Raw genomic sequence first — 23,547 nt, 5'->3', positions numbered from 1 at the left:
CCAACCATCCTAAACACTCGCCCCAACCGCCCGTGCCACTGCAATACCTTCATCAACGGTCAAAAATTTACGCTGACTTGGGCTGTCTTTATAAATGACATCACCATCTTGAAAGATTAAGCATTCATTAACTGCTAACTGCTGCCATTTCTCGTTTTCCGTCAATGGCACGGTCACTAAAATAGTGACTTTATCCTGATCAGTCGTCACATCACCAAAGTTAATGGCCAAATCATCATCCGCCAGTTTGGCTTCTCCAAAAGGTGCTTGGCGCGTGAGATAAAACAACAAACTACCCGCATACGCCATCTGCCATTTACCATTCGATATTAAGCAATTAAATAACCCATTGGCCGATAGATAGCGACATTGCGTGGTCAAAAAATTAAACAGTGTCTTGTCATCAGGACGCGATTTAAAGCTACTCTTTAGACGATTGACCAAATAGCAGAATGCCATTTCAGAATCAGTACTGCCTACTGGCTGACAATGCGCGGCATTGCCGTTGTCTTGTAAGCGCTGACAGCGTTTGATAAATTCGCTATTCATCTGTCCATTGTGCGCAAATACCCACTGCTCGCCCCAGACTTCACGGACGAATGGATGGGTATTTGCCAAACAGTTCTGCCCTTGCGTCGCTTTACGAATATGCGCAATGACGTTCATGGCTTTGATTGGATAGTTGTTAACCAAATCAGCGACTGGCGATAGATGACTTGGACGATTATCATGAAACAAACGCAGACCCGTTGAGTCATTTGCCGTCTCATCGTTAGCTTTGTCATTATTGCTGCATTCGCTACGCTCAAAAAACGCAATACCAAAGCCATCTTCATGACTGTCCGTCATCCCGCCGCGCTTGCGAAATCCTGCAAAGCTAAAGCCAATATCCGTTGGGGTATTACAGTTCATTCCTAAGAGTTGACACATTTACAGTTCACCGCCTTTATTGTTTGGTGTGGCATCTTTATCATCTTGCATGGTATGCAGATCCGTTTCTGGCCTGATGCCAAGCTCTGCATCGCTCATATTGGCGAGCAAGTCAGCTCTAGCACTACTGTCCGTATCGACATCCTCGAGGATACGCTGTGCTTGGGGCAAATCTGAATTTTCTACCCAGAGTACGATACCAGAATTCATACCAGGGATCGCACTGAGCGGTTGCAAGGACACGGTAATGCCATTGTTGCGCAGCAGATTGGCATGCAGCTCGCCTTGCATATTGGTATCGTAGCGTGCCAGTTTGTGCCAGTTATCAGCTTGATCGGTCATGGTAAATTCCTTTTAAACAGTTAAATGTCTTGTTAATACAGATGAATTTAATAGAAGTCAAAACCTGATGACCAGTTAATTTGATTTAGCGGATAAGCATCAATATGAAAACCGTTTGGATACTCTTTAAAACCAGGTTGTGATTTTAATTGGTTGATAGCTGCTTGCGCTTGTTGCTCAGTAGCAAATACGCCGATTAATTTAAAATCTTCGACATCGTTGTTTTTATCATCGTCTTTATAAAGCGCGTGTTCTAAAACAAACACCGTATTTTGCGCTTTTTCAACATGTGACCAATGATAAGCAGCAAGGCGTTTCATCAGGTCAGGGTTTTTGACCATGATATTATCGCCAGTACGCCCTTCGGTACGGTTGTAATGGATAACGTTTAAACGCAATAGCCAAAAAATAACCGCCGCTTTGGCCAGCATAACAGGCAACGCTCGTTTTTCATCTTCGCCAAGCTGACGTTTTGACTCATAGCCTTGCAAAAAAGCCACCATTTTACTGCGATCAAAATTCACCGACTCGCCTTGCTCAGCATCGCCCCACGTGGTACAAAAATCATTAATCGTAATGGCAATATCCATCACATAATGCTCGACGCTGACTTCGGTAAAGTCTAACAAGCCTGTGAGGCGCTCTTCACCTTTTTGGATATTATTTAACGATAAGTTCCACAGCGTATTATCAGCAAACATATCTAGATGACACAAGCCTTTTGGCAAGGTCGCAAGCGGTAATTCGCTATATGACTGCCAAATATCGCTCATCAGCTTGGCTTCGTCACCGGGCATAAACTGCATTTCACGGTCACGTACTTCTGACCATGGATACAAAGGTACGCCATATTCTTCCGCAGGCTGTAATACTTGCAGCGTCTCATGCAGCATGGCTAAGGCAGCACCGATTTCATGACACATCGCTTGCGTGGTTTGCTGTGGATGCGAGCCAGCCAAACAAGGTACTAAGGTAATGGCTTTATTGTCGTAATGGATAACATAGCGTTTATCACCACTATTTTTATCCCTGTCTAATCCTTCACCATCGATCAACGCTAATGGCGCAGCGACCGGCAATTTACCATCTAATTGATTAAGGATAACTGCCATTTTTTCGATATCTTCTGGTGGCCGCTCTTCAAATAAGGTAAATACATAAGAGTGCGCACCATCTACATCATCAGTCGTCTGAATAAACCAGTTAGAGTTCTTAATGCCTTGGGTAATCGGAATGGCGCGCGCAAACGAGACGCCAAAGCGTTGGCAAAAGGCGGCAAACTGATCATTGGTTAACTGGGTATAGACGGACATGACATCTCACTTTTGGCAATTAAATAAAAAGTTAAATAGGACAGATTTAAACAGCAATGGCGACAATTGTAGCGCGCTTGGGCAAACGATAGCGAAAAGCGTAATAATCTTGCGAAAATCTGCCTGATATGGCGGTGATTTTGCTAGACTAGCGCATTGAGAGAATTGATTATAAGGTGAAAGACCCTATGTTAGCAAAGCGTATCATTCCTTGTTTGGACGTTGATAATGGACGCGTGGTCAAAGGCGTGCAGTTTGTTGATATTAAAGACGCTGGCGACCCTGTTGAAGTCGCCAAGCGCTATAACGAACAAGGCGCTGACGAGATTACTTTTTTGGACATTACGGCCACCAATGACGAGCGCGACACCACCTATCATACCGTTGAACGTATGGCAGAAACCGTGTTTGTGCCATTAACGGTCGGCGGCGGTGTGCGTAAAATTGCGGATATTCGTAATTTACTCAATGCAGGCGCGGATAAAGTAGCAATTAATTCAGCAGCAGTATTTACCCCAGAGTTCGTCGGTGAAGCGGCGCAAAAATTTGGCAATCAATGTATTGTCGTGGCTATCGACGCCAAACGTGTCGCGGATATTGATGTTGATGGCATCATCATGCCGCGTTGGGAGATTTTTACCCATGGCGGTCGCAAGCCAACGGGCATCGATGCCGTCGCTTGGGCAAGTAAAATGGCTGAACTCGGCGCTGGCGAATTATTAGTGACGTCGATGGACGGTGACGGTACTAAAAAAGGCTATGATTTAGCTCTGATGCAACAAATTACCAGCCGCGTCAATGTGCCTGTCATTGCCTCAGGCGGCGTCGGCAACCTGCAACATTTAGCGGAAGGAGTATTACAAGGCGGGGTCGATGCTGTGCTTGCCGCCAGTATTTTTCACTTCGGTGAATATACGGTGCAAGAAGCAAAAGAATATATGGCAGCGCAAGGGATACAGATGCGCTTATAAGACGTTTGTAAAATGCAAATAAATTAGAAAAAATGTTATCATAGCGCTAACTGCTTATTATCATTTGGTTTTCGTTCATTTAACGCTCAATTCGTTTGCGTGATAACCAATCAAATAAGTGATACCATTCACAAAAATTAGAGTAGCAAGGAAAACGAGTGTAAGTACTACGTATTGTAGACTGAACAAGTTTGACACAGCCAATCGTACTTTTTGGGTTTGGTATTATTTGAATCTATCATTATATTTAGCTACTCCTACATTTTAATTAAAAGCCCATGAGGCGAAGGATGTTTTTATGTCGAATTTACAACAACAACGCAATGACGTGACCCATATCGATGGCAACCTGCATCAAAATGAAGGCGCTCGTATTGGTATCGTCGTCGGTCGTTTTAACGGTTTTGTCGTTGAATCATTGGTAGATGGCGCAATCGATGCCCTACTTCGCCATGGTGTATTGGGTAGCAATATTACCGTCATTCGTGTGCCTGGTGCATTTGAGTTGCCATTGGTTGCCCAACGCGCGGCTGAGTCAGATCGCTTTGACGCCATCATTGCGTTAGGCGCGATTATTCGCGGTAGCACGCCGCATTTTGACTTTGTGGCGAGTGAATCAGCCAAAGGCCTAAGCAGCGTTGCGATTGATTATAATATTCCTGTTGCCAACGGTGTATTGACGACTGACAGCATCGAGCAAGCGATTGAGCGTTCTGGCACGAAAGCCGGTAACAAAGGCTCAGAAGCCGCCATGGTCGTGCTAGAGATGATTGCAGTGCTATCACAGCTAGACATTGACGACGATAGCGATGACGCTTAATTAAACTCGTTACTTATTCATACTCATTAACATTTGAGTATTTTTAAGTCAGATTAAGCACCGTTGATTATTAATAAGCATTATTGTTGATTAAACTATTTAGGGCTATGGTTATTGCAATAGCCCTAAGTGTGCAGTGTAAATGTTCAACAGCAGTATCCAAAACTGTCTGGTAAATTTACCAGCCGACCACTACTTAACATTTTATTTTAAAACTTCTTATCTTAAAAACTAGGTATAGACCCCCTATGACTGACCAACTCAAGCGCGCTATCAGCGCTGCGAAAACCGCCCAAACCAATGATAGTCAAGCTGAAGCCACGCGTATTGCGAGCAGCAGTGCGGGTGATCAAACCTTCGACATGAGTGAGTCTTCTTACAAGACCAGTCACACCGCTATCCGTAAAGCGCGCCGCTTTGCGATGCAAGGTCTATACGAATGGCTCGTCACTGACCGCCGCTTCGATATTGATGGTAAGCTTGGCTGGAAGGCCAATGCGCCGCATGATATCGCTGCTCGTACGCGTGCGACCAATGCCATGCATACGGTACATATCGGCTATTACCATGAAATGATGCGCGATATTCCTGAGCAGATTGAGGCGTTAGATGCGCTTATTAGTCAGCATCTTGATCGTGAAATCGATAAATTGGATACCGTTGAACACGCTATTCTTTTGATTGGTGCTTATGAGCTGCAAAATCGTTTAGAAATCCCTTATAAAGTCGTGCTTGATGAAGCGATGAAGCTGAATAATCACTTTGGTGCCACTGACGCCCATAAACTGATTAACGCCGTCCTTGATAAAATGGCGGTTGAGCTACGTGCTGTCGAAGTAGAAGCAGATAGTAAAGCCAATCTACGCACCTCACAAAAAGCGGCTGCTAAACCTGCAGTAAAAACTGATAGCAATATAGAAAATAGTGCTGATACACAAAGTATTGAAGAAAAGTCAACTGCTTCAAACAAGCCACGTATCAGTGCCAATAATGCCACCGTCAAACGCAACAGCGCTAGTAAAGCCAGTGCGAATATTAGTGACTTTAAGGCAACTAAGAAAAATGCTGCTGAAAACACGGTTGAAAATGATACTGTTAAAACAGCGACTGCGGCAGAACCAATTGTTGAAGAAGGCATTGTTGAAGAAAGCATTGTTAAAAAAGATGTCGTCGTTGATGAACAGCCTGCAGAAGAAAAGGTAGCTGCTGACGCTGTCAATAACGACAGCAACGAAGAAAATACGGCCGTTGATATTGGTCTAATTGACTCTAATCTTGTTAGTCCTGATGGAACTGTTAGTCCTGACGAAACTGTTAGTTCTGATGAGATTGTTAGCCCTGATGCAAAAAGCCAAGACTAACCATGAACGAATTTGAGCTGATCGAGCGCATATTTTCCCAAATGCCACAGTCATTGTCCAGCATTGTCAAAAAAGGCAGTGTCGAAAAAGGCATTGGTGATGATGCCGCGGTGATGAGCTTGCCTGCAGGCGCGCGCTTGGTCAGTTGCATCGATACACTCGTCCAAGGTCGTCACTTTAGCGCTGATTGGCAACAAGTCAATGAACTGGCATTTGCCATCGGTTACAAGGCGGTTGCGGTTAACGTCTCAGACATTGCTGCGATGGGTGCAACCCCGCATAGCATTCTGCTAGCGTTGGCATTACCAGAACGCTTGGCAAATGAGCAATGGTTAATTGAATTTGCTAAAGGCTTGTTTCATGCCTGCCAATTATTCGGGGTTGCCCTTATTGGTGGTGATACCACGCGTAGTGATAGCTTAATATTAAGTGTCAGCGCACAAGGATTGCTTTATGCGGGCACGCCAGCTGTTTACCGCTCAGGGGCGAAAGTGGGCGATAAAATATACGTATCAGGGTCGCTCGGCGATGCCGCCTATGCCCTACAACATCCTGACAACGCTGAAGGCGTAGAGCTTGCGCATCGATTACACATGCCTACCCCGCGTATTGCGTTAGGGGCAGCCTTAGCAAAAATTGGTGCTACAGCGATGATAGATATCTCTGACGGTCTCTATCAAGACCTTAGCCATATCTGCCAGCAAAGCGGCGTTAGTATGCGCCTTAATCTAGAGCAGCTACCTACTAGCAAGCCATTAGCAAGCGTAGATTTATCTGAGCGCTTATTATGCCAGCTAACGGGTGGTGATGATTACGAATTGGCTTTTACTTTGCCTGCTGATATCGAACCTCGTGTTAATAACAACAGCAACACGCCAGTCACCTGTATCGGTGAGGTGACTGCGATGACAAATCATAAATACACAGACACATCTACCGCTTTACGTCCTGAGTTATTTTATCAAGGACAACTAGTCACCCCAACTCATTCCGCGCCATTTTCAACATGGCCCGACCTTACTGGTTACCAACATTTTGCAGGTTAATCCATGACCGATCAAGACCTCTCCAAGCCTGATATCCGTAAAGCCAATGACTGCCCACCGCTACCAGCAAATGCTAGCCTGCTTGATCGTGCGGTTTATTGGCTTGGTATTGGTTTAGGTAGTGGCTTGCCTCGCCGTGCGCCCGGTACTTGGGGGTCGGTGGGTGGTTTAATCGTCGCCATACCTCTAATGAGCTTAGGTTTTGTGCCATTTTTGATTATTACTATCCTATCCTGCCTCATTGGTATTTGGATATGTGGTCGTACCTCTGAGCTGATGCAAGGTCATGATGATCCGCATATCGTCTGGGACGAATGGGCTGGTATCTGGATTACTTTACTGCCATTTTCTTATATGAGTGTCTCTACTGCCAGTTATTGGCAAGATATCTCACAGAGCTTATCGGTCATTGCGCTTATCATCGCTTTTGTTTTGTTTCGCTTTTTTGACATTATTAAGCCACCACCAATTGGTTGGGCAGATAAGAAGGTCGCTGGCGGTCTCGGTATTATGCTTGATGATATTATTGCTGGCGTAATGGCGGCAGCGGTATGGATAATTGTGATGCTCAGTATGCTGTTATAGTCAATACTCTATAAGCAGATGCGTAATTAGGCTTTCTTATATTAATTGTTATGTAACTTTTTATATAACTTTAAGTTACAAAGCTTGCACGGCATTGCGTTTTTTCGTCTTAACATTTGCGTTATAATAATAGATTATATTTTGTTACATTTAACGAGCTACTATGACCTCTCCTCTTTCTGTCATTATCCTTGCTGCCGGTAAAGGTACGCGTATGCAGTCGGCTAAGCCAAAAGTGCTACAGACACTGGCTGGCAAATCATTGTTAAGCCACGTATTAGATACCTGTCATCAGCTGACGATGGATGAGACTATCATCGTCCATGGTTTTGGTGGCGAGCAAGTAAAATCAGAAATTACCAGCCAATATGCGCAGTCCTCAATTACTTGGGTCGCCCAGACTGAGCAATTAGGCACAGGGCATGCGGTCAAAGTAACTTTAGCTGACTTACCAGCAGAGGGACAGAGTCTCATTCTGTATGGTGATGTGCCATTGGTCAGCTGCCAGACGCTAGCGGCATTGAAGGCAGCTAACACTAGTGGCATGTCGATGCTGACGTTAACGGTTGATAATCCATTTGGCCTCGGTCGTATCAAACGTGATACAAACGGCAATATCGAAGCCATCGTCGAGCAAAAAGATGCCAGCGCTGATGAGCAGAATATCCAAGAGATTAATAGCGGTATCTATTGCGTTGACAATGCTCTACTGCATAAATATCTGCCCAAGCTCTCTAATGACAATGCGCAGCAAGAATATTATCTCACTGATATTGTCAAAATGGCCGTTGCTGATGGCATTACGATTGCCGCGATAGAGCCTGAACATACGTTTGAGATTGAAGGTGTCAATAACCGTCAACAGCTGGCCAGCTTGGAGCGCACATGGCAGGGTAAACTGGTTGCAGACTTACAAGAAGCGGGCGTCCAGTTTGCTGATCCGACGCGCGTTGATATTCGCGGTAGCTTGAGCGCAGGTCAAGATGTATTCGTCGATGTTGGCGTGGTGTTTGAGGGCGATTGTGTCTTGGGTGACAACGTTTATATCGAAGCGGGTTGTGTCATCAAAAACGCGAAAATTGGTAATGCCTGTCATATCAAACCTTATTGTGTGATTGATCATGCTGAGATTGGTGCAGGTGTCGATGTTGGTCCTTTTGCCCATTTGCGTCCAGAAACCGTATTGGCTGACAATAGCAAGGTCGGAAATTTTGTCGAAATCAAAAAATCGACGATCGGTCATGGCAGCAAAGTCAATCATTTAAGCTATGTTGGCGATGCCATGGTTGGTACAGGCGTCAATATTGGTGCTGGTGTCATTACTTGTAATTACGACGGCGCCAATAAATCGCAAACCATCATTGAAGACAATGCTTTTATCGGCTCTAACGCCAGCTTGGTCGCGCCAGTAACCATTGGTGATACCGCTACGGTTGCAGCAGGTTCAGTGATTACTAAAAATGTCGATAGTAAAGCATTAGCCTTTGGTCGCGCGCGCCAAACGCAAAAAGATGACTTCCAGCGACCGACTAAAAAATAACGGCAGCTTTGACAGTTAGTTCAATGAAGCTAGCTCTGAGCAAACTTAAGCAGTACGACAATGATTTGTGGTGCTGCTTATTTATATTTATAGATTAAACAAACATCATTACATATCGAAACATCATCAAAATCTAAACTATTGAAATATCGAAACATCAAAACATGAAACATCGAATTTAAGGAATCACTATGTGCGGAATAGTCGGGGCAGTTGCTGAGCGTAATATCGCTAATATCTTACTTGAAGGTCTTAAACGTTTAGAGTATCGCGGCTACGATTCCGCCGGTTTGACCGTCATTCGTGATGGCGAATTACACCGTGAGCGTCAAGTAGGCAAAGTACAAGCCTTGGTCGATGCCGTCGCAGTCAATCCAGAGTTTTTTGATGGTCATATTGGTATTGCGCATACACGTTGGGCCACGCATGGCGAGCCCGCCCAACGTAACGCCCATCCGCACGTATCCGGTAAAATTGCTGTTGTCCATAATGGTATCGTTGAGAACTACGCCGAGCTAAAAGAAGAGCTGATTGCTAAAGGCTATGAGTTCACCTCGCAAACCGATACCGAAGTCGTCGCTCATTTAATCAATGATATCTACAAAAGCACGCCTGATTTATTAGAAGCAGTTCGTGCGGTTATTCCTTTATTACATGGTGCTTTTGCCCTTGGTATTGTGCATATTGATTGCCCAAACGAGCTGATTACCGTCCGTTTGGGCTCGCCACTGGTCATCGGTGTGGGCATTGGTGAGAACTTTATCGCCTCCGACCAATTAGCGCTTTTACCCGTGACCAATCGCTTTATGTATTTAGAAGAAGGCGATATCGCCAAATTGACGCGTAGCAGCATTAAAGTTTATGCCGATGGTGTCGAGGTGAAACGTCAAATACATGAGATCGACGCCGCCCAGCATAATGCTGATAAAGGCGAGTTTAAGCATTATATGCTCAAAGAAATCTATGAGCAGCCAGATGCGGTCGCTCGTACGGTTGAGATGGCGTTAGATAGCGATGAGCCGTCTAAACTGCGCGATGACTTTTTACAGCGTCATGAAGCACAATTAAAAGGCATTAAACATGTCCAAGTCATCGCTTGTGGCACCAGTTATCACTCAGGTTTGGTGGCAAAATATTGGTTTGAGAGCCTAATTCGTGTGCCTTGTTCCGTTGAAGTCGCTAGTGAGTTCCGCTACCGTAATCCGGTCGTCGTTGATAACACACTGGTCATTTGTATTTCGCAATCTGGTGAAACGGCGGATACCTTATCAGCATTACGTGATATACAAAAGCACACGCCAGCAGGCTTAGTCAGCTTGGCCTTGTGTAATGTACCGACCTCATCTTTGGTACGTGAAACGGATATCTTTTTACCAACGCTTGCCGGCCCTGAGATTGGCGTTGCTTCTACCAAAGCATTCACGACTCAGCTAGCCGCTTTGATGCTACTGGTCTTAAAAGTAGGTGTCGTGCAGGAGCGTATGACTGGCGAAAAATTAACCACGCTGCTAGGTCAATTACAAGAACTACGTGGTCAACTGCATGCCAGCTTAAACCTCGACGCCCCTATCAAAGCCATGAGTGAACACTTTGAATATAAGAAAAGCTGCTTGTTTTTAGGTCGTGGCCTGCAGTTCCCAATTGCCTTAGAAGGCGCATTGAAGCTAAAAGAAATCTCTTACATTCATGCTGAAGGCTATGCAGCAGGTGAGCTGAAACACGGTCCATTGGCATTGGTCGATAAAGACATGCCTATTGTGGTGCTAGCGCCAAAAGACAGTATGTTTGATAAGCTAAAAGCCAACATGCAAGAAGTACATGCGCGTCACGGTGAGCTGTTTGTATTCGCCAGTGAAGAAAGCAAGATGGTCGCAGAAGATAGAATGCACGTGGTCTATGTGCCTGATGTTTGCGAGACGCTAGCCCCTATCGTATACAGTGTGCCCGTTCAGCTATTGTCCTATCATGTGGCAGTCATGCGTGGTACTGACGTCGATCAGCCACGTAACCTCGCAAAATCGGTGACGGTTGAGTAATTTTTTAATTTTCAGATGATTGATTTGTCATTCAGTAATTACCTATCATATCAAGTAATTACTTATCATACTGATTAATTACCTATCATACTATTGTGTGATGATTGATCCTTCGCTATCTCATATTAACGAGATCGCGAAGGATTTTTTTTGAGTTTTAGACTGGGGTCTATTGAACATTCAACCATGGCACTGACAGAGACTATTTCTGTTAGTATCGGGGCTGATGCTAAAATCGCCCCATACTGCGTTACAAGTCTAGCTAAGGTATTAACATTATCGTCGACTTGCGCCTTATATGGAACAATTTTAGCGATGAGCACTGCCTATTTGTGAATGTTCAACACGCCCTAACATCTAAAGTGTAATATCACAGAGAAAATGAAAAAAGTTATAGATGCGTTTTTGGTTAATGTTCTTTTGATGTTTTGATAAAAAACGACATAATCAACCCGCTAATCGCCAGTACAATACCCAAGATAAAGGCCGTTTGTACACCAGCGGTTAACGATGTGCTTGCCATAGAGGGATCTGATGGATTGGCAACATTTTTTAAGAAACTATTTTGCGAAGCCGACATTATTGTAATCGCCAAAGCGGTTCCGATAGAGCCAGAGACTTGTAGTAACGTATTGATCAAAGCAGTCCCATCTGTATACAGATTTTTGGGTAGTGCGTTCAAACCATGAGTTTGCAAAGGCATCATAACGAATGTCACGCCAATCATAAGACCTGAATGCAACAAGATTGCCATCAGAATAGAGGTCTCAGTGGTCACATTCGATAGCAGCCAGAGCATAATAAGCATAATGATAAAGCCCGGCGTAAACAGCCATTTGGCGCCATATATATCATAGACACGGCCTGCGACTGGCGAAAGAATGCCATTTATTGCGCCACCTGGCATCAATATAAGACCTGCAGTAAGCGCCGTTAACCCGAGTCCAATTTGTAGATACAAAGGCAGCAAAATCATGCTTGATAAAATAATCATAAATGTGGCGGACACACTCAATAAGGCTAAGGTGAACACTGGATATTTTAAAGTCCGCAGATCTAACATGGGCTTATCGAGTTTGAACTGTCTTGACGAAAATATGAGAAGAGAGATTAGAGCAATTATAATGGTACTAATGACCACTAAATTTCCCCAGCCTTTCTCTCCTGCGAGACTAAAGCCATAGACGATACCGCCAAAGCCAAGCGTCGATAAAAAGATGGAAAATACATCGATTTTGGGCTTGGTCAGCTCCGTAACATTCTGCATAAAAAGCAGTCCGTATATCAATGAAAAAACTAGAAACGGAATGAGCAGCCAAAGAATCCAATTCCAACTCAGTACTTCAATGATCAGTCCTGCCGTAGCGGGGCCTATAGCGGGTGCTGACATCATGACCAGCCCAACCAATCCCATAATCGTCCCTCTTTTATGAATAGGGAAAATAATCAAGATAGTGTTGAACATAAGCGGGATCAATAAACCGGTGCCGATTGCCTGAATGACACGGCCTAGGAGTAATACCTCAAACATAGGGGCGATACCAGAGACTAGCGCGCCAGCAATTGAAAATAGCAGTGAGGCCACAAATAACTGCCGAGTGCTAAACCATTGTATCAATAGCGCGGACACAGGAATGAGTATGCCCATCGTCAGTAAGTAGCCTGTGGTTATCCATTGTACTGTCGAGGAAACGACATTAAATTCAGTCATTAAATTACCAAGCGCCATATTTAAAGCCGTTTCGCTAAATAATCCGACGAATCCTGCGATTAGAAAGGCGATCAAAATGGGAATTGGTTTTATACCAGTTTGGTTTTGTTCAATTGCAAGGGTAGACATTAAAACTCTCTTCAGTTATTAACAGAATCAATTTTTGATACGCTAAGTAATTATTTCTCAACCAATTTTTTTATAAATAATGAGGGGATTTGTTCTGCTATCGCTTCAAGTGGCTTACCACTTTTCATCGTTAACGCTAATAAGATACCGCCTTCAGTCAACGCATGAAAAACAGTCGCTAAGCTTTTGGCTTGATCCTCTGGATAGCCTGCTTCAAGAAACTTCTCCGTATAGATAGATTGCCAACTCTTAAAAGTTGCTTCACACGCCAATCGAATCGGCTCACTTGTAGAATGTTTTTCTCCAGCAATGGTGCCAATCGGAGAGCCAATCGGATCACCACCCTCCCCAAATACCTTGGACAATTCATACACATAAGCTTGCAAGGCATCTATTAGATTAGAAGTCTTATTAAAAATATGCTTGATGTCTTCCATAACCAGTTTTTTGGTGTTATCAATCGCTGCAATTGCTAATTGTTCTTTGCCTTCTGGAAAGTAGTAATACAACGAACCCTTAGGGATGCCGCTCTCTTCAATAATGTCATTTAAGCCTACTCCGCAATATCCACGCACCTTAAACAGGCGTGATGCTGTCTCAATCAGCACATCTTTTGACTTCACTTTCTCATTCATTAACGAGATCCTTTTTAGAATTATAACAACCGGTCTATTAGTTGGGTATGGTAATGGTAGATTCACTATCTGTCAATGTCATAAGCATATGCCAAAGATGAATGCCACCCATACCCAAAAGGAGTTGAAAGTGGCTGACGAATTGCTCTGTAACTGCTTCACTGAGTCTTTAGCAGAAACAAAAAAAACACCCAACCAAGTTGAGTGTTTTCTATTTTTAGCTAAAGCAAGAGCGACTAGATGGGTTCAATAAGATTCATTTACACGATTAATTAGATATCGCTTTTTGAAGGTCAAAATCGATATGCTGCTGCGCTTAAACCAAGCCTTTATAAAGGAAATAAAACCCTACCACCGTTAATAATATCGCAAAACATTTTTTTAGTAATGCTGGTGATAGTATATGCGCGACTTTCGCACCTACTTTTGCGGTAAAAAAGCTCATAATACTAATGCCTAAAAAGGCATAAATATGGACGAAGCCAATGGTATTGGGCACATCGACTTGCTGCTGCATGCCAAAAATCATAAAGCCCAACGCACCAGCAATGGCAATCGGCAATCCACAGGCTGCTGATGTGCCAACGGCTTTTTGCATGACCACGCCATAACGCGTGAGATAAGGAACGGTTAAGCTGCCACCACCGATACCAAAAATGGCAGAAGCGACACCGATAACCCCGCCTGCTGCTAATTGCTTAGGCTTAGACGGCAGTTCTGGATTAACATCATTAGAATGACTAGCGACCTGCTTTTTACCCCCAAAAAACATTTTATAAGCGACCCAAAGTAAGAATACGCCAACGATAAGCTGGAGATATAGCCCAGATATTTGCCCTGCTATTCCTGCGCCCAAAAAGCAACCAAGCGCTAGACCTGGTGCGAGATTTTTAAAGACAGGCCACATGACCGCGCCCTTTTTATTATGCGCCATGAGCGAGCTAATAGAGGTGACAATGATGGTTGCTAGTGATGTCCCTAACGCCAAATGCATGATATTGTCAGGGCTGTAGCCCATTTGAGTAAAGACAATAAATAATAATGGTACGATGATGGTGCCACCGCCCACGCCAAATAGCCCTGCAGCAAAACCTGCCAGCGCCCCAATTATTAAAAAAATGAGTATTTCCACGGGATAGTTACTTCTCGGTTAAAGGATAGTTTTATAGTCGATGCTAAATAAAATAGATACGTTATCTTAAACGATTTCTATCTGACCTACTTGATGGTAAGCACGATTAAAATACACCAAACTTTCATCAGTGCCACCTTGTGATACGGCGTGCTTGATGGCGACTACACGACACATAAAGACGCTATGCGTGCCTACTTCTTGAATATGCTCAATCTCACAATCAAAACTGACCAGCGCATCCTCTAAAACAGGCGCACCTGTCGCTAATTGCGTCCAAGCGCCCTGTTTAAATCGTTCTTCCGAACTTAATTTTGAGGCAAAGGCATTAGATATTGGCTCATGCTGTGCGCCTAGTACATTGACACTCAAGGTTTTATTTTCAAGAAAGTGGGCATGTGAGCGAGAGGTCTGATTCATACAGACCAGCAAGGTAGGCGGTGTGTCTGTGACGCTACATACCGCAGATGCCGTAAACCCATGAATACCAGAGTTACCTTTTGTGGTAACCACATTAACGGCAGTCGTCAATAGCGACATGGCATCTCTAAAGTCGGTGGCTTCAATCATAATTTCAGTCCTAAATTTATCACAGATTATTTTTAAAACGCGCTCAGCTGTAGGCTGGGTTTTTGACCCAGCATTGTATTTTTAAAAATATAGAAGCTGAGTTAAAAACCCAGCCTACAATAATTAAATTTTATAGCTATAAGTTTGTTTAGTAATAACTGAGGCCATTCATGGGCTTAAACAAGCTAGGGCTTGTTAAGAAATGCTAAACGCTTAGCTCTTTGCGAATGATTGCCGCGCCCTCGCTCAACGCTTTCAACTTGCCGCGTGCTACCTCGCGAGGCAAAGGTGCCATGCCGCAATTGGTCGAGGGATAGAGCTTATCGGCATCGACGAATTGTAGAACTTTGCGTAGGGTATCTGCCACTTCTTCAGGGGTTTCAATAGTATTGGTTGCCACATCGATAGCACCGACCATTACTTTTTTACCGCGAATCAATTCAATCAAATCCATCGGCACGTGCGAGTTTTGGCACTCAAGCGAGACGATATCAATGCTTGACTGCTGCAATTTTGGAAACGCTTGCTCATATTGACGCCACTCTGAACCCAGTGTCTTTTTCCAATCATTATTGGCTTTGATACCATAGCCATAGCAAATATGCACCGCTGTTTCGCACTTTAGACCTTCGATAGCGCGCTCTAAAGTGGCGATACCCCAGTCGTTGACGTCATCAAAGAACACATTAAACGCAGGCTCATCGAATTGGATAATATCCACGCCAGCTGCCTCAAGCTCTCTCGCCTCTTGATTCAGAATTTTGGCAAACTCCCACGCCAATTTTTCACGGCTTTTATAATGGCCATCATACAGTGTATCAATCATCGTCATAGGCCCTGGCAGCGCCCATTTGATTGGCTGATCGGTTTGCGCCCGCAAAAACTTAGCGTCGTCTACAAACACTGGCTTTTGACGGCTCACCGCCCCAACGACTGACGGCACACTGGCCTCATAGCGATCACGGATCTTAACGGTTTTACGATTCTCAAAATCGACGCCATCTAGATGCTCAATGAAGGTAGTCACAAAATGCTGACGGGTCTGCTCGCCATCACTGACGATATCAATCCCAGCATGCTGCTGTTCTTGCAATGTCAAACGTAAGGCATCTTGTTTAGCTTCAAGCAGTTGCTCGCCTTCTAATGCCCAAGGTGACCAAATTTTCTCAGGTTCTGCCAACCAAGAAGGTTTCGGTAAGCTGCCAGCGGTTGAGGTTGGTAATAATAATTCCATATTGGTTACTCTTTTATATTTTAGTCTTTTAGTTTTTTATATGTCGGTTGATAAAGGTCTATTAAGCCGCGCGTTTTTTTACCGCTTCTTTTTGCACAGTCTCACTTGTCACTACATAGTTTGCCGCCCACTCATCAAGAATAGCCTGATATGGTTTAATGAACTCATCTTCGGTAAATTTGCCTTGCGTCACCGCCATCTGGCTGCGCTCCTCGCGGTCATAGACAATTTGAGTCAGTGAATAATCTTGGTATTTCAAACTTGGCTGATATACGTGACCAGCGGTTGAGTTGGCATTATAGATTTCAGGGCGGTAAATCTTTTGAAAAGTCTCCATGGTACTGATGGCACTGATTAGCTCAAGGTCGGTGTAATCACTCAGCAAATCGCCCGCGAAATAAAATGCTAAAGGCGCCACACTACCGGCAGGCATAAAGTAGCGCACTGTTAAGCCCATTTTATGGAAATAGTCATCGGTTAAGGAATACTCATCTTGCTTGTATTCAAGCCCTAGTACAGGATGCTGATTGCCAGTACGCTGATAGACTTTACTACTTGACACACTCAGACAAATCACAGGTTGTTTATCAAAGTTGGTTTGATAGGCCTCTGAGTTCAATAAGTGTTGAAACAGTTTGCCGTGCAAATCACCAAAATCGGCTGCTGGTGGCGATTTTGGGTTTTTCTCAAAATGTTCCGGCAGTACAATGCTAAAGTCATAATCGCGCACATAAGAGGAGAAGCTATTGCCAATCATACCGTCAATACGCTTGTTTTCTTTATGATCCACAATCGTTGTTTTTAAGGTCTCAATGACTGGGAATGTATGACCATTGCCTTCGATATCCAAGTCAGCAGAGATGATATCAACTTCAACGGAATAACGGTCGGCTGTTGGGTTATCCCAATGCGCGAGATCATTAAAACGGTTATTTATCATAGTCAGCGTTTTGCGTAAGTTCTCTTGACGTCTCTCGCCACGCGCCAAATTGGCAAAGTTAGTCGTCAGACGTGTGCTGTCTGCTGGCTGATAGTTTTCATCAAAACGAATGCTCGAGATGGAATATGTAAATTGTTTACTCATGATAATCTCCTACCCTAATCTCATTGACTGAGATAACACCAAATTTTTGTATGTGGTAATCATACCTAAATCAATACATGAATAAAAACGATACAATTTTAATATAAGATGAATATTATTCATGTTAGAAGAGTTGCCACACGATAGAAGAAAACTGATATCAGCAATATCGTCGCGTTTTTAGGATATTTTGACTATATGATGGATACGGCAGCCCTATCTAATGCAAGAGCTAAGTAGGCACCAATAAGGAAGATAGGAAGAGTCTGGCGATAAGTAATGACTCAATAAAAAAACCAAAACTCTATAAGTCTTGGTTTTTCTGCTTACCATGACAAATATACTTCACACGGTTACATAAAAAATCTGCTTCTAAGCCTAGAGCGTGTCCTCAATTCAAACGCTTGTATCTAAATGGACTAAAAATGGCTAAATTTTGCCAAACATTGTCAAATAGCTGATTAATATCTCGATATTATTTGCGCTACTTTCCTCTTTTGACGGCAATTTATCTTATTTTTATGACCATTTTTAAAATGAGGACACGCCCTAGAAATCTACTGCTTTGCCGCCTCAATCTGAATATCCAAATCAACTTTTTCAGTGATACCTAACAAGGTATATTTGCTAATGCCCCACTTGGTTCGATCAAGCGTCGTCTTAAAATCTCCACCGCACACGGATTTTTTTAGTATAAAGCTAAAATAGCAGTTGAATTTGGTTGCTGTTAACGTAATAGGGTTGGTCTTACCATGCATTGTCAGCATGCCATCAACTTTAGTGACCCCGGCGCTGCCTTTTTCATCTGCAAAATGCCACTTAGTAGACTTAAAAGAAGCCAATGGGAACTTTTCAATATCAAAGAAATCTGCACTTTTAAGAGTGTTATCAAATTCTTTGTTGCCAGTATTTAGACTGTTTAGCGGAATAACCAACGAGACATTGCCTAGCTTAGACTCTGGGTCGTACTCTACCTGACCCGTTATATTGTAAAAGCCACCTGTATTGGTAGAAGTACCAAAATGGTCAATCGCAAAGCGGGCATTGGCATGGGTTGGATCGATATTATAGGTGGTAGCTTGACTACTAGTGATACCTAAAGCAAGCAATAGAAGCGCTGCCAGAGGCTTACGATAAGATAAAACGACGGGTGGTAGTGAGAATCGACGCATAACGACATTCCTTTGTAGCGGTCTATGGTAGGTCAATCACGTCCGCTGTGATCAACAACTTTGTCCATATATAATGACGCTAAGACCCTATTTAAGCAATAAATATTGTCTTGCGCCATCATCATGTCATCATTCACGACCTATTAATGCCTTAAAATAGGGTATGCCCTAGACCTTTTCCTCCATCGTTGCCTGCTTTTCTTTGCCATGCGGCATTAGCCATTTAGCAAACCAGCCTGACAAATCATCCATCAAGGTATAAACCACTGGAATCACCACTAAGCTTAATAATGTGGAGGTTACCAGACCGCCAAGAACAGCAGCTGCCATCGGACGACGGAAAGTAGGATCCGCATCGCCCCAGCCAAACACCAATGGCAACATGCCAGCACCCATCGCAATAGTGGTCATAATGATAGGACGCGCGCGCTTATGACAGGCATCAATAATTGCCTCAAAACGTGCCATGCCACGACGCTGTGCAATCAGCGCATAATCGACCAGCAAGATAGAGTTCTTGGTAGCGATACCCATTAGCATGATAAAGCCAATCATCGATGGCATAGACAGACTACTATTGGTAATCACCAAGCCGACGAAGGCACCACCAATAGACAAAGGCAATGCCATCAGAATGGTGAAAGGTTGTAGCAGACGTCCAAATAACAGAATAAGCACGCCTAAGATACAGACCACACCGACAGACATAGCGATAATAAAGCCGCTGAATAACTCGGCCATGTTTTCTGCCTGACCTTGATCAATGACAGTAATTGACGATGGTAGTTGCTGCATCGTCGGTGTACTTTTGACCGCTTGCACCAAATCACCCAGCTCGCCACTGGCAGGCTGGACAGTAATCGTAATAGCGCGCTCTCTATCAAGCCTATTAATCTGAGCAGGTCCTGTGCCAAAGTTTAGCGACGCAACCTCACCGACCCGCACCCCTTGACCTGCAGGCTGGGTATTCGGCACATACAAACCCTCTAGTTGGCTGACATTTTGCTTGGCAATATCTGGCAAGCGCACCACGATAGGTATCTGCCGCGTGTCTAAGTTCAGCTTGGATAAACGCTGCTCATAGTCACCAACGGTCGCTATACGTAACGTGGTAGCGATATCTTGGGTGGTCACCCCTTTATCAGCCATCGCCAATCGGTTCGGCGTCACTGTCAGCTCCTGACGCGGCAAACTGCGGTCGCTGGTCACTGATCCAGCACTCGGTAACGCACGGATATCTGACATGATCTGCTGGACGGTCTGTTCTAATACTTCTGGATTAGTACTGGTTAAAGAAAAATTATATCCTGTCTCACCGCCGCTCGATAGACCGACCGTAAAACGAGCACCCGGTACTTCTGCCAACATATTACTAATTTTTCGTTCAATCTCTTGTTTAGAGATACGCTCTGCTCGCGGCGCTAGCACAATATCCAAGCCAGCGATGTTTTCTGCTTTACCCCCGCTTGAAGCGGAATCCATCTCCTGCTGCGCTTCCCCCACTGAGGTAAAGATATTGGTCACTTCAGGCATGGCTAAAATACGCGCGCTGGCCAGTGCGGCAACGCGCTCAGTATCCTCTAAGGCCACATCAGGCGTAAGCTCAATTGCCACACGCGTTTGGTTAATATCGTTATCGGGAATAAAAGACGTCGGTAGCAGTTTTACCAATGCCAGCGAGGCCACAAACAAGACCAAGGTTGCGCCCATCGTGAGCCAGCGATGTTGCAACGTCCATGAGACTATCTTGAGATACCACGTCATCATTTTGCTTTGTTTTTCGACGTACTTTTTTTCTGGTCGTAGGATATAGGCCGCCATCATGGGCGTGATCAAACGCGCCACCATTAATGAGGCAAAAATTGATAAGGCGGCCGTCCAACCAAACTGACGAAAGAACTGACCGACAATACCACCCATAAAAGCGGTGGGCAAAAATACTGCAATTAGAGTAAAAGTCGTGGCGACTACTGCCAACCCAATCTCATCGGCGGCTTCCATCGCCGCCTCATAAGGCGTCTTACCCATACGCAGATGGCGAATGATGTTTTCGACCTCAACGATGGCATCATCGACCAGTACGCCAATGACCAGTGACAGTGCTAACAGGGAGATAATATTGAGACTAAAGCCAAACAGATACATGCCTAAAAAAGTAGGAATGACGGATAGCGGCAACGCCACTGCCGCTACGATGGTGGCACGAATATTCTTTAAAAACAGGAATACCACCACCACGGCGAGCAAACCGCCTTCAATGAGCATACGTAGTGAGGCTTGATAGTCTTCTGCAATGGGAGTGGCCCGGTCATAGACTTTTTCAATATTGATATTGCCGACGTCTGCGGACAGCTTGGCAAGCTCTGCATCGACCAGCTCCATCACTTCAACTTCACTGGCGCCGCGTGAGCGCGTAATATTAAACGCCACCACCGTTTGTCCATCGAGTTTGGCAATAGAGCTTGGATCAGCCGCGCCATCAGTGATTTGTGCCATACGCCCAAGCGCTTGGGTGCCACCTGTTGGTACAGCTACTTGCAGATCATTCAGCTCACCTGCGCGCTCGACCGCACCCAACACCCGAATGGTTTGCGTGGTTGTGCCCACTTCCGCTTCACCACCTGAGCTGTCTTGTTGAATACCCGCTATTTGTTGCGACAGCTGAGTAATAGAATACTTTAGCCCACTCAAAGCGATAGGATCCGCCGCGACGGTAATCTCACGCTGTAAACCACCGATCCGGCTTACCGTACTGACGCCCGGAATGTCAGAGAGACGCTTGGTAACGGTATCATCCACGAACCAAGAGAGATCTTCTACATTCATGTTATCAGCAGCCACCGAATAGGTGACGACTGGGAATCCGGCAGTTGAGACCTTCGTAATGATAGGATCATTGGCCGCTGCTGGTAGGTCGCCCTGCACTTCACCGACCGCTGAACGCACATCGTCGACCGCTTCTTGGATATCTTTTTCTAAGACAAACTCAGTGACCATCGTGGCCGCCCCAGTTTGTAGCGTCGTCCGAATATGCTTGACACCTTCAATACTAGTGAGCTTATTTTCTATCTTTTTGGCAATATCGTTTTCGAGCTGCGACGGTGCGGCACCCGGCAAAGTCACCGTGACCACGACCGCTGGCAAATCAATATCTGGAAACTGCTGCACCTTCATTTGCATAAAGCCGTAGAGACCGCCCAAAGTCAGCAGCACAAACAGCAAAATAGCCACTAAAGGGTTTTTAATCGAGTAAGCTGATACGTTTAAACTCATGAGCGCGCCTGCGTAGCTGTGTTAGTAGCGGCTTTATTCGCGGTGGTAGCATCCGTTTGCTTGCCTGTTTTGTCATTGATTTGGTTCAGCCCATCAACGATACGCACTAAATCCCCATCATTTAAAAAGCTACCACCTTGCTTAACAATCTGACTGTCAGCCGCTAACGGCTCGGCGACTGCCACATTATCACCGAGGCGCTCGCCCAACGTCACTCTTTGTTGTTTGACACGGCCCATGGTTTTGCCGTCTTTCGTCGTAACGTTGGTGATTAGCATCACATAGTCATAGCCATCGTTGCTCACGATCGCACTATTGGGTACGGTTTGAGTGCTCGCACTACCTAACAAGAACTCGCCCGTTTGATACATGCCTGCCCGTACCTTTGAGTTAGCAGCGAGACTGGCGTAAATAGTAATTTGGCGGTTATCGTCGGCAGTTGGAGCAATACGGCTCACCTGCCCCATCACAGAATCGCCTCCCGGCAAACTAACGCGCACTGGGGTACCGACATTTACCTCACCGATAAGCTTTGGATCGATATCGGCGCGCCACTCTAAAATGCCACCTTTAATAATAGTAAATAATGGCTCGCCTCCAGCAACGCCTCCAGCAACGCCTCCAGCAACCATACCGACTTCCGCCATTTTTTCACTGATAACACCGCTGACTGGCGCGAGCACATTGGCGTTCTTCACACTCAAGCGTTGGGTACTAAGACGCGCTTTCGACGCTTGCAAGGCCGCCTCTGCCTGTAGCTTTGAGGTACGATAGCGATCCGCTTCTTGCCTACTAATGGCATCAATCTCAATCAGCGGTAGGACACGAGCGGCATCGGCAGTTGCATTGGCAAGCGTTGCTTCGGCTTCTGCCACATCGGCTTCTGCCTGCACGACTTGCTGCTCCATGGCATCGGTATCAAATATCGCCAGTACTTGACCTGCTTTTACCCGCTCGCCCTCTTCAACCAATACCCGCTCAATCGCAACACCATTGACTTTAGCGCTGACATTGGCGACGTCTTTGGCACTGATGGTACCGTCCGCACTCAAAGTATTGCCAATCGTATCTTGGCTTGGCATCACGGTTTCTACCGATAGCACAGACTGCTCCGTACTGGCATCGCTCGGATTTTTGCCATCGTTTTGTGTGCTTGCCGATGTTGGTGACCCATCGCTGAGCGCCTCATCACCAGCGCCCCAATATTTTCCGAGCAGGACACCAATGACCAGCACAATACCGAGCACTGGCAACAACCACAGCGGCATCTTTGACGAAGGTTTATTGCCTAGCGTGTCAGCTTGACGGTATGGTGGCAGCTCAGATTCAGGAGATAGTTTAGGGTTGGTTTCTTCAAGATCGCTCATGATAAGTCTCTATAAGTACGGGCAATAATAAAATTCAAAACAATTAGCATAGGTTGTTAAGCCTAGTCATAGCTATAAATGATAGTAATAATAAAAATGGCAGACAGTAGAGGCAGTCTCTAAGCTGATGTTTATTATTGCAATAATCTATAAAATAATTGAGGATAGCACAATCTAATCGTCATCTTGTTTTTTATATAGTCGGTTCAATTTGGAAATAGTACAAGGCAGCCGAGTGCAGATGTATAGGTCATACTTCAAACGAGGTCAACGCCGTAACATTTTTATAGTAATTT

General features: G+C 44.8%; 19 protein-coding genes. 7 read left to right on the top strand and 12 right to left on the bottom strand.

The features are described 5' to 3' along the window. Positions 1 to 9: 9 nt before the first annotated feature. The 3 genes from W293_RS0115035 to W293_RS0115025 are packed head-to-tail and all read right to left on the bottom strand — an operon-like array spanning position 10 to position 2,585. Positions 10 to 930 carry a class II glutamine amidotransferase gene (locus W293_RS0115035; protein ID WP_025653212.1) on the bottom strand — a complete coding sequence of 307 codons (921 nt, stop codon included), beginning with the start codon at positions 928 to 930 and terminating at the stop codon, positions 10 to 12. Next, positions 931 to 1,272 (bottom strand): hypothetical protein, encoded by a 342-nt coding sequence (locus tag W293_RS16615; protein ID WP_025653211.1) that lies wholly within the window; start codon positions 1,270 to 1,272, stop codon positions 931 to 933. 47 nt (positions 1,273 to 1,319) lie between these two features. Then, a complete protein-coding gene (locus W293_RS0115025) occupies positions 1,320 to 2,585 on the bottom strand; it encodes a homoserine kinase (RefSeq protein ID WP_025653209.1) in 1,266 nt (421 codons plus the stop codon). A 188-nt stretch (positions 2,586 to 2,773) separates the two neighbouring features. Between W293_RS0115025 and hisF the strand changes: the two genes are divergently transcribed. From hisF to glmS, 7 genes are all read left to right on the top strand, one after another. Next, positions 2,774 to 3,556 (top strand): imidazole glycerol phosphate synthase subunit HisF, encoded by a 783-nt coding sequence (hisF, locus tag W293_RS0115020; RefSeq protein ID WP_025653208.1) that lies wholly within the window; start codon positions 2,774 to 2,776, stop codon positions 3,554 to 3,556. Positions 3,557 to 3,854: 298 nt separating this feature from the next. Then, on the top strand, positions 3,855 to 4,376 hold the full coding sequence (ribE, locus tag W293_RS0115015; protein WP_025653207.1) for a 6,7-dimethyl-8-ribityllumazine synthase: 522 nt from the start codon (positions 3,855 to 3,857) through the stop codon (positions 4,374 to 4,376). Positions 4,377 to 4,624: 248 nt separating this feature from the next. After that, positions 4,625 to 5,737, top strand: a complete 1,113-nt coding sequence (nusB, locus tag W293_RS16860) for a transcription antitermination factor NusB (RefSeq protein WP_051395074.1) — start codon at positions 4,625 to 4,627, stop codon at positions 5,735 to 5,737. Between the two features lie 2 nt (positions 5,738 to 5,739). After that, positions 5,740 to 6,783, top strand: a complete 1,044-nt coding sequence (gene thiL, locus W293_RS0115005; RefSeq protein ID WP_025653204.1) for a thiamine-phosphate kinase — start codon at positions 5,740 to 5,742, stop codon at positions 6,781 to 6,783. 3 nt (positions 6,784 to 6,786) lie between these two features. Beyond that, positions 6,787 to 7,368: a phosphatidylglycerophosphatase A gene (locus W293_RS0115000; protein WP_025653203.1), complete on the top strand. Its 582-nt coding sequence runs from the start codon at positions 6,787 to 6,789 to the stop codon at positions 7,366 to 7,368. A 163-nt stretch (positions 7,369 to 7,531) separates the two neighbouring features. Beyond that, a complete protein-coding gene (gene glmU, locus W293_RS0114995) occupies positions 7,532 to 8,908 on the top strand; it encodes a bifunctional UDP-N-acetylglucosamine diphosphorylase/glucosamine-1-phosphate N-acetyltransferase GlmU (RefSeq protein WP_025653202.1) in 1,377 nt (458 codons plus the stop codon). Positions 8,909 to 9,099: 191 nt separating this feature from the next. Next, entirely contained in the window at positions 9,100 to 10,944 is a 1,845-nt protein-coding gene (gene glmS / locus W293_RS0114990; RefSeq protein ID WP_025653201.1) for a glutamine--fructose-6-phosphate transaminase (isomerizing), read from the top strand. A 409-nt stretch (positions 10,945 to 11,353) separates the two neighbouring features. Here the strand turns inward: glmS and W293_RS0114985 are convergent, their stop codons facing one another. The 9 genes from W293_RS0114985 to W293_RS0114940 form a co-directional block, all read right to left on the bottom strand. Further along, positions 11,354 to 12,784 (bottom strand): MDR family MFS transporter, encoded by a 1,431-nt coding sequence (locus W293_RS0114985; protein ID WP_037025053.1) that lies wholly within the window; start codon positions 12,782 to 12,784, stop codon positions 11,354 to 11,356. A 50-nt stretch (positions 12,785 to 12,834) separates the two neighbouring features. After that, positions 12,835 to 13,419 carry a TetR/AcrR family transcriptional regulator gene (locus W293_RS0114980; RefSeq protein ID WP_025653199.1) on the bottom strand — a complete coding sequence of 195 codons (585 nt, stop codon included), beginning with the start codon at positions 13,417 to 13,419 and terminating at the stop codon, positions 12,835 to 12,837. A 316-nt stretch (positions 13,420 to 13,735) separates the two neighbouring features. Next, positions 13,736 to 14,551, bottom strand: coding sequence for a sulfite exporter TauE/SafE family protein (locus W293_RS0114975; protein WP_025653198.1), 816 nt, complete (start codon positions 14,549 to 14,551; stop codon positions 13,736 to 13,738). Positions 14,552 to 14,617: 66 nt separating this feature from the next. After that, positions 14,618 to 15,121 carry a flavin reductase gene (locus W293_RS0114970; protein ID WP_025653197.1) on the bottom strand — a complete coding sequence of 168 codons (504 nt, stop codon included), beginning with the start codon at positions 15,119 to 15,121 and terminating at the stop codon, positions 14,618 to 14,620. A gap of 205 nt (positions 15,122 to 15,326) precedes the next feature. After that, positions 15,327 to 16,355, bottom strand: coding sequence for a methionine synthase (locus tag W293_RS0114965; RefSeq protein WP_025653196.1), 1,029 nt, complete (start codon positions 16,353 to 16,355; stop codon positions 15,327 to 15,329). A 61-nt stretch (positions 16,356 to 16,416) separates the two neighbouring features. After that, positions 16,417 to 17,439 carry a DUF1852 domain-containing protein gene (locus W293_RS0114960; protein ID WP_025653195.1) on the bottom strand — a complete coding sequence of 341 codons (1,023 nt, stop codon included), beginning with the start codon at positions 17,437 to 17,439 and terminating at the stop codon, positions 16,417 to 16,419. Positions 17,440 to 17,996: 557 nt separating this feature from the next. Further along, entirely contained in the window at positions 17,997 to 18,611 is a 615-nt protein-coding gene (locus W293_RS0114955) for a YceI family protein (RefSeq protein WP_025653194.1), read from the bottom strand. 168 nt (positions 18,612 to 18,779) lie between these two features. Beyond that, a complete protein-coding gene (locus W293_RS0114945) occupies positions 18,780 to 21,884 on the bottom strand; it encodes an efflux RND transporter permease subunit (RefSeq protein WP_025653193.1) in 3,105 nt (1,034 codons plus the stop codon). Continuing rightward, a complete protein-coding gene (locus W293_RS0114940) occupies positions 21,881 to 23,251 on the bottom strand; it encodes an efflux RND transporter periplasmic adaptor subunit (RefSeq protein ID WP_025653192.1) in 1,371 nt (456 codons plus the stop codon). Before W293_RS0114940 ends, W293_RS0114945 begins: the two co-directional genes overlap by 4 nt. Positions 23,252 to 23,547 lie beyond the last annotated feature (296 nt).

Origin of the sequence: Psychrobacter sp. TB67 (assembly GCF_000511065.1) — a bacterium.
Lineage (GTDB): Bacteria > Pseudomonadota > Gammaproteobacteria > Pseudomonadales > Moraxellaceae > Psychrobacter > Psychrobacter okhotskensis.
The sequence above is the reverse complement of the archived record's forward strand: the minus strand, read 5'-3'. Positions and strand labels throughout refer to the sequence as shown.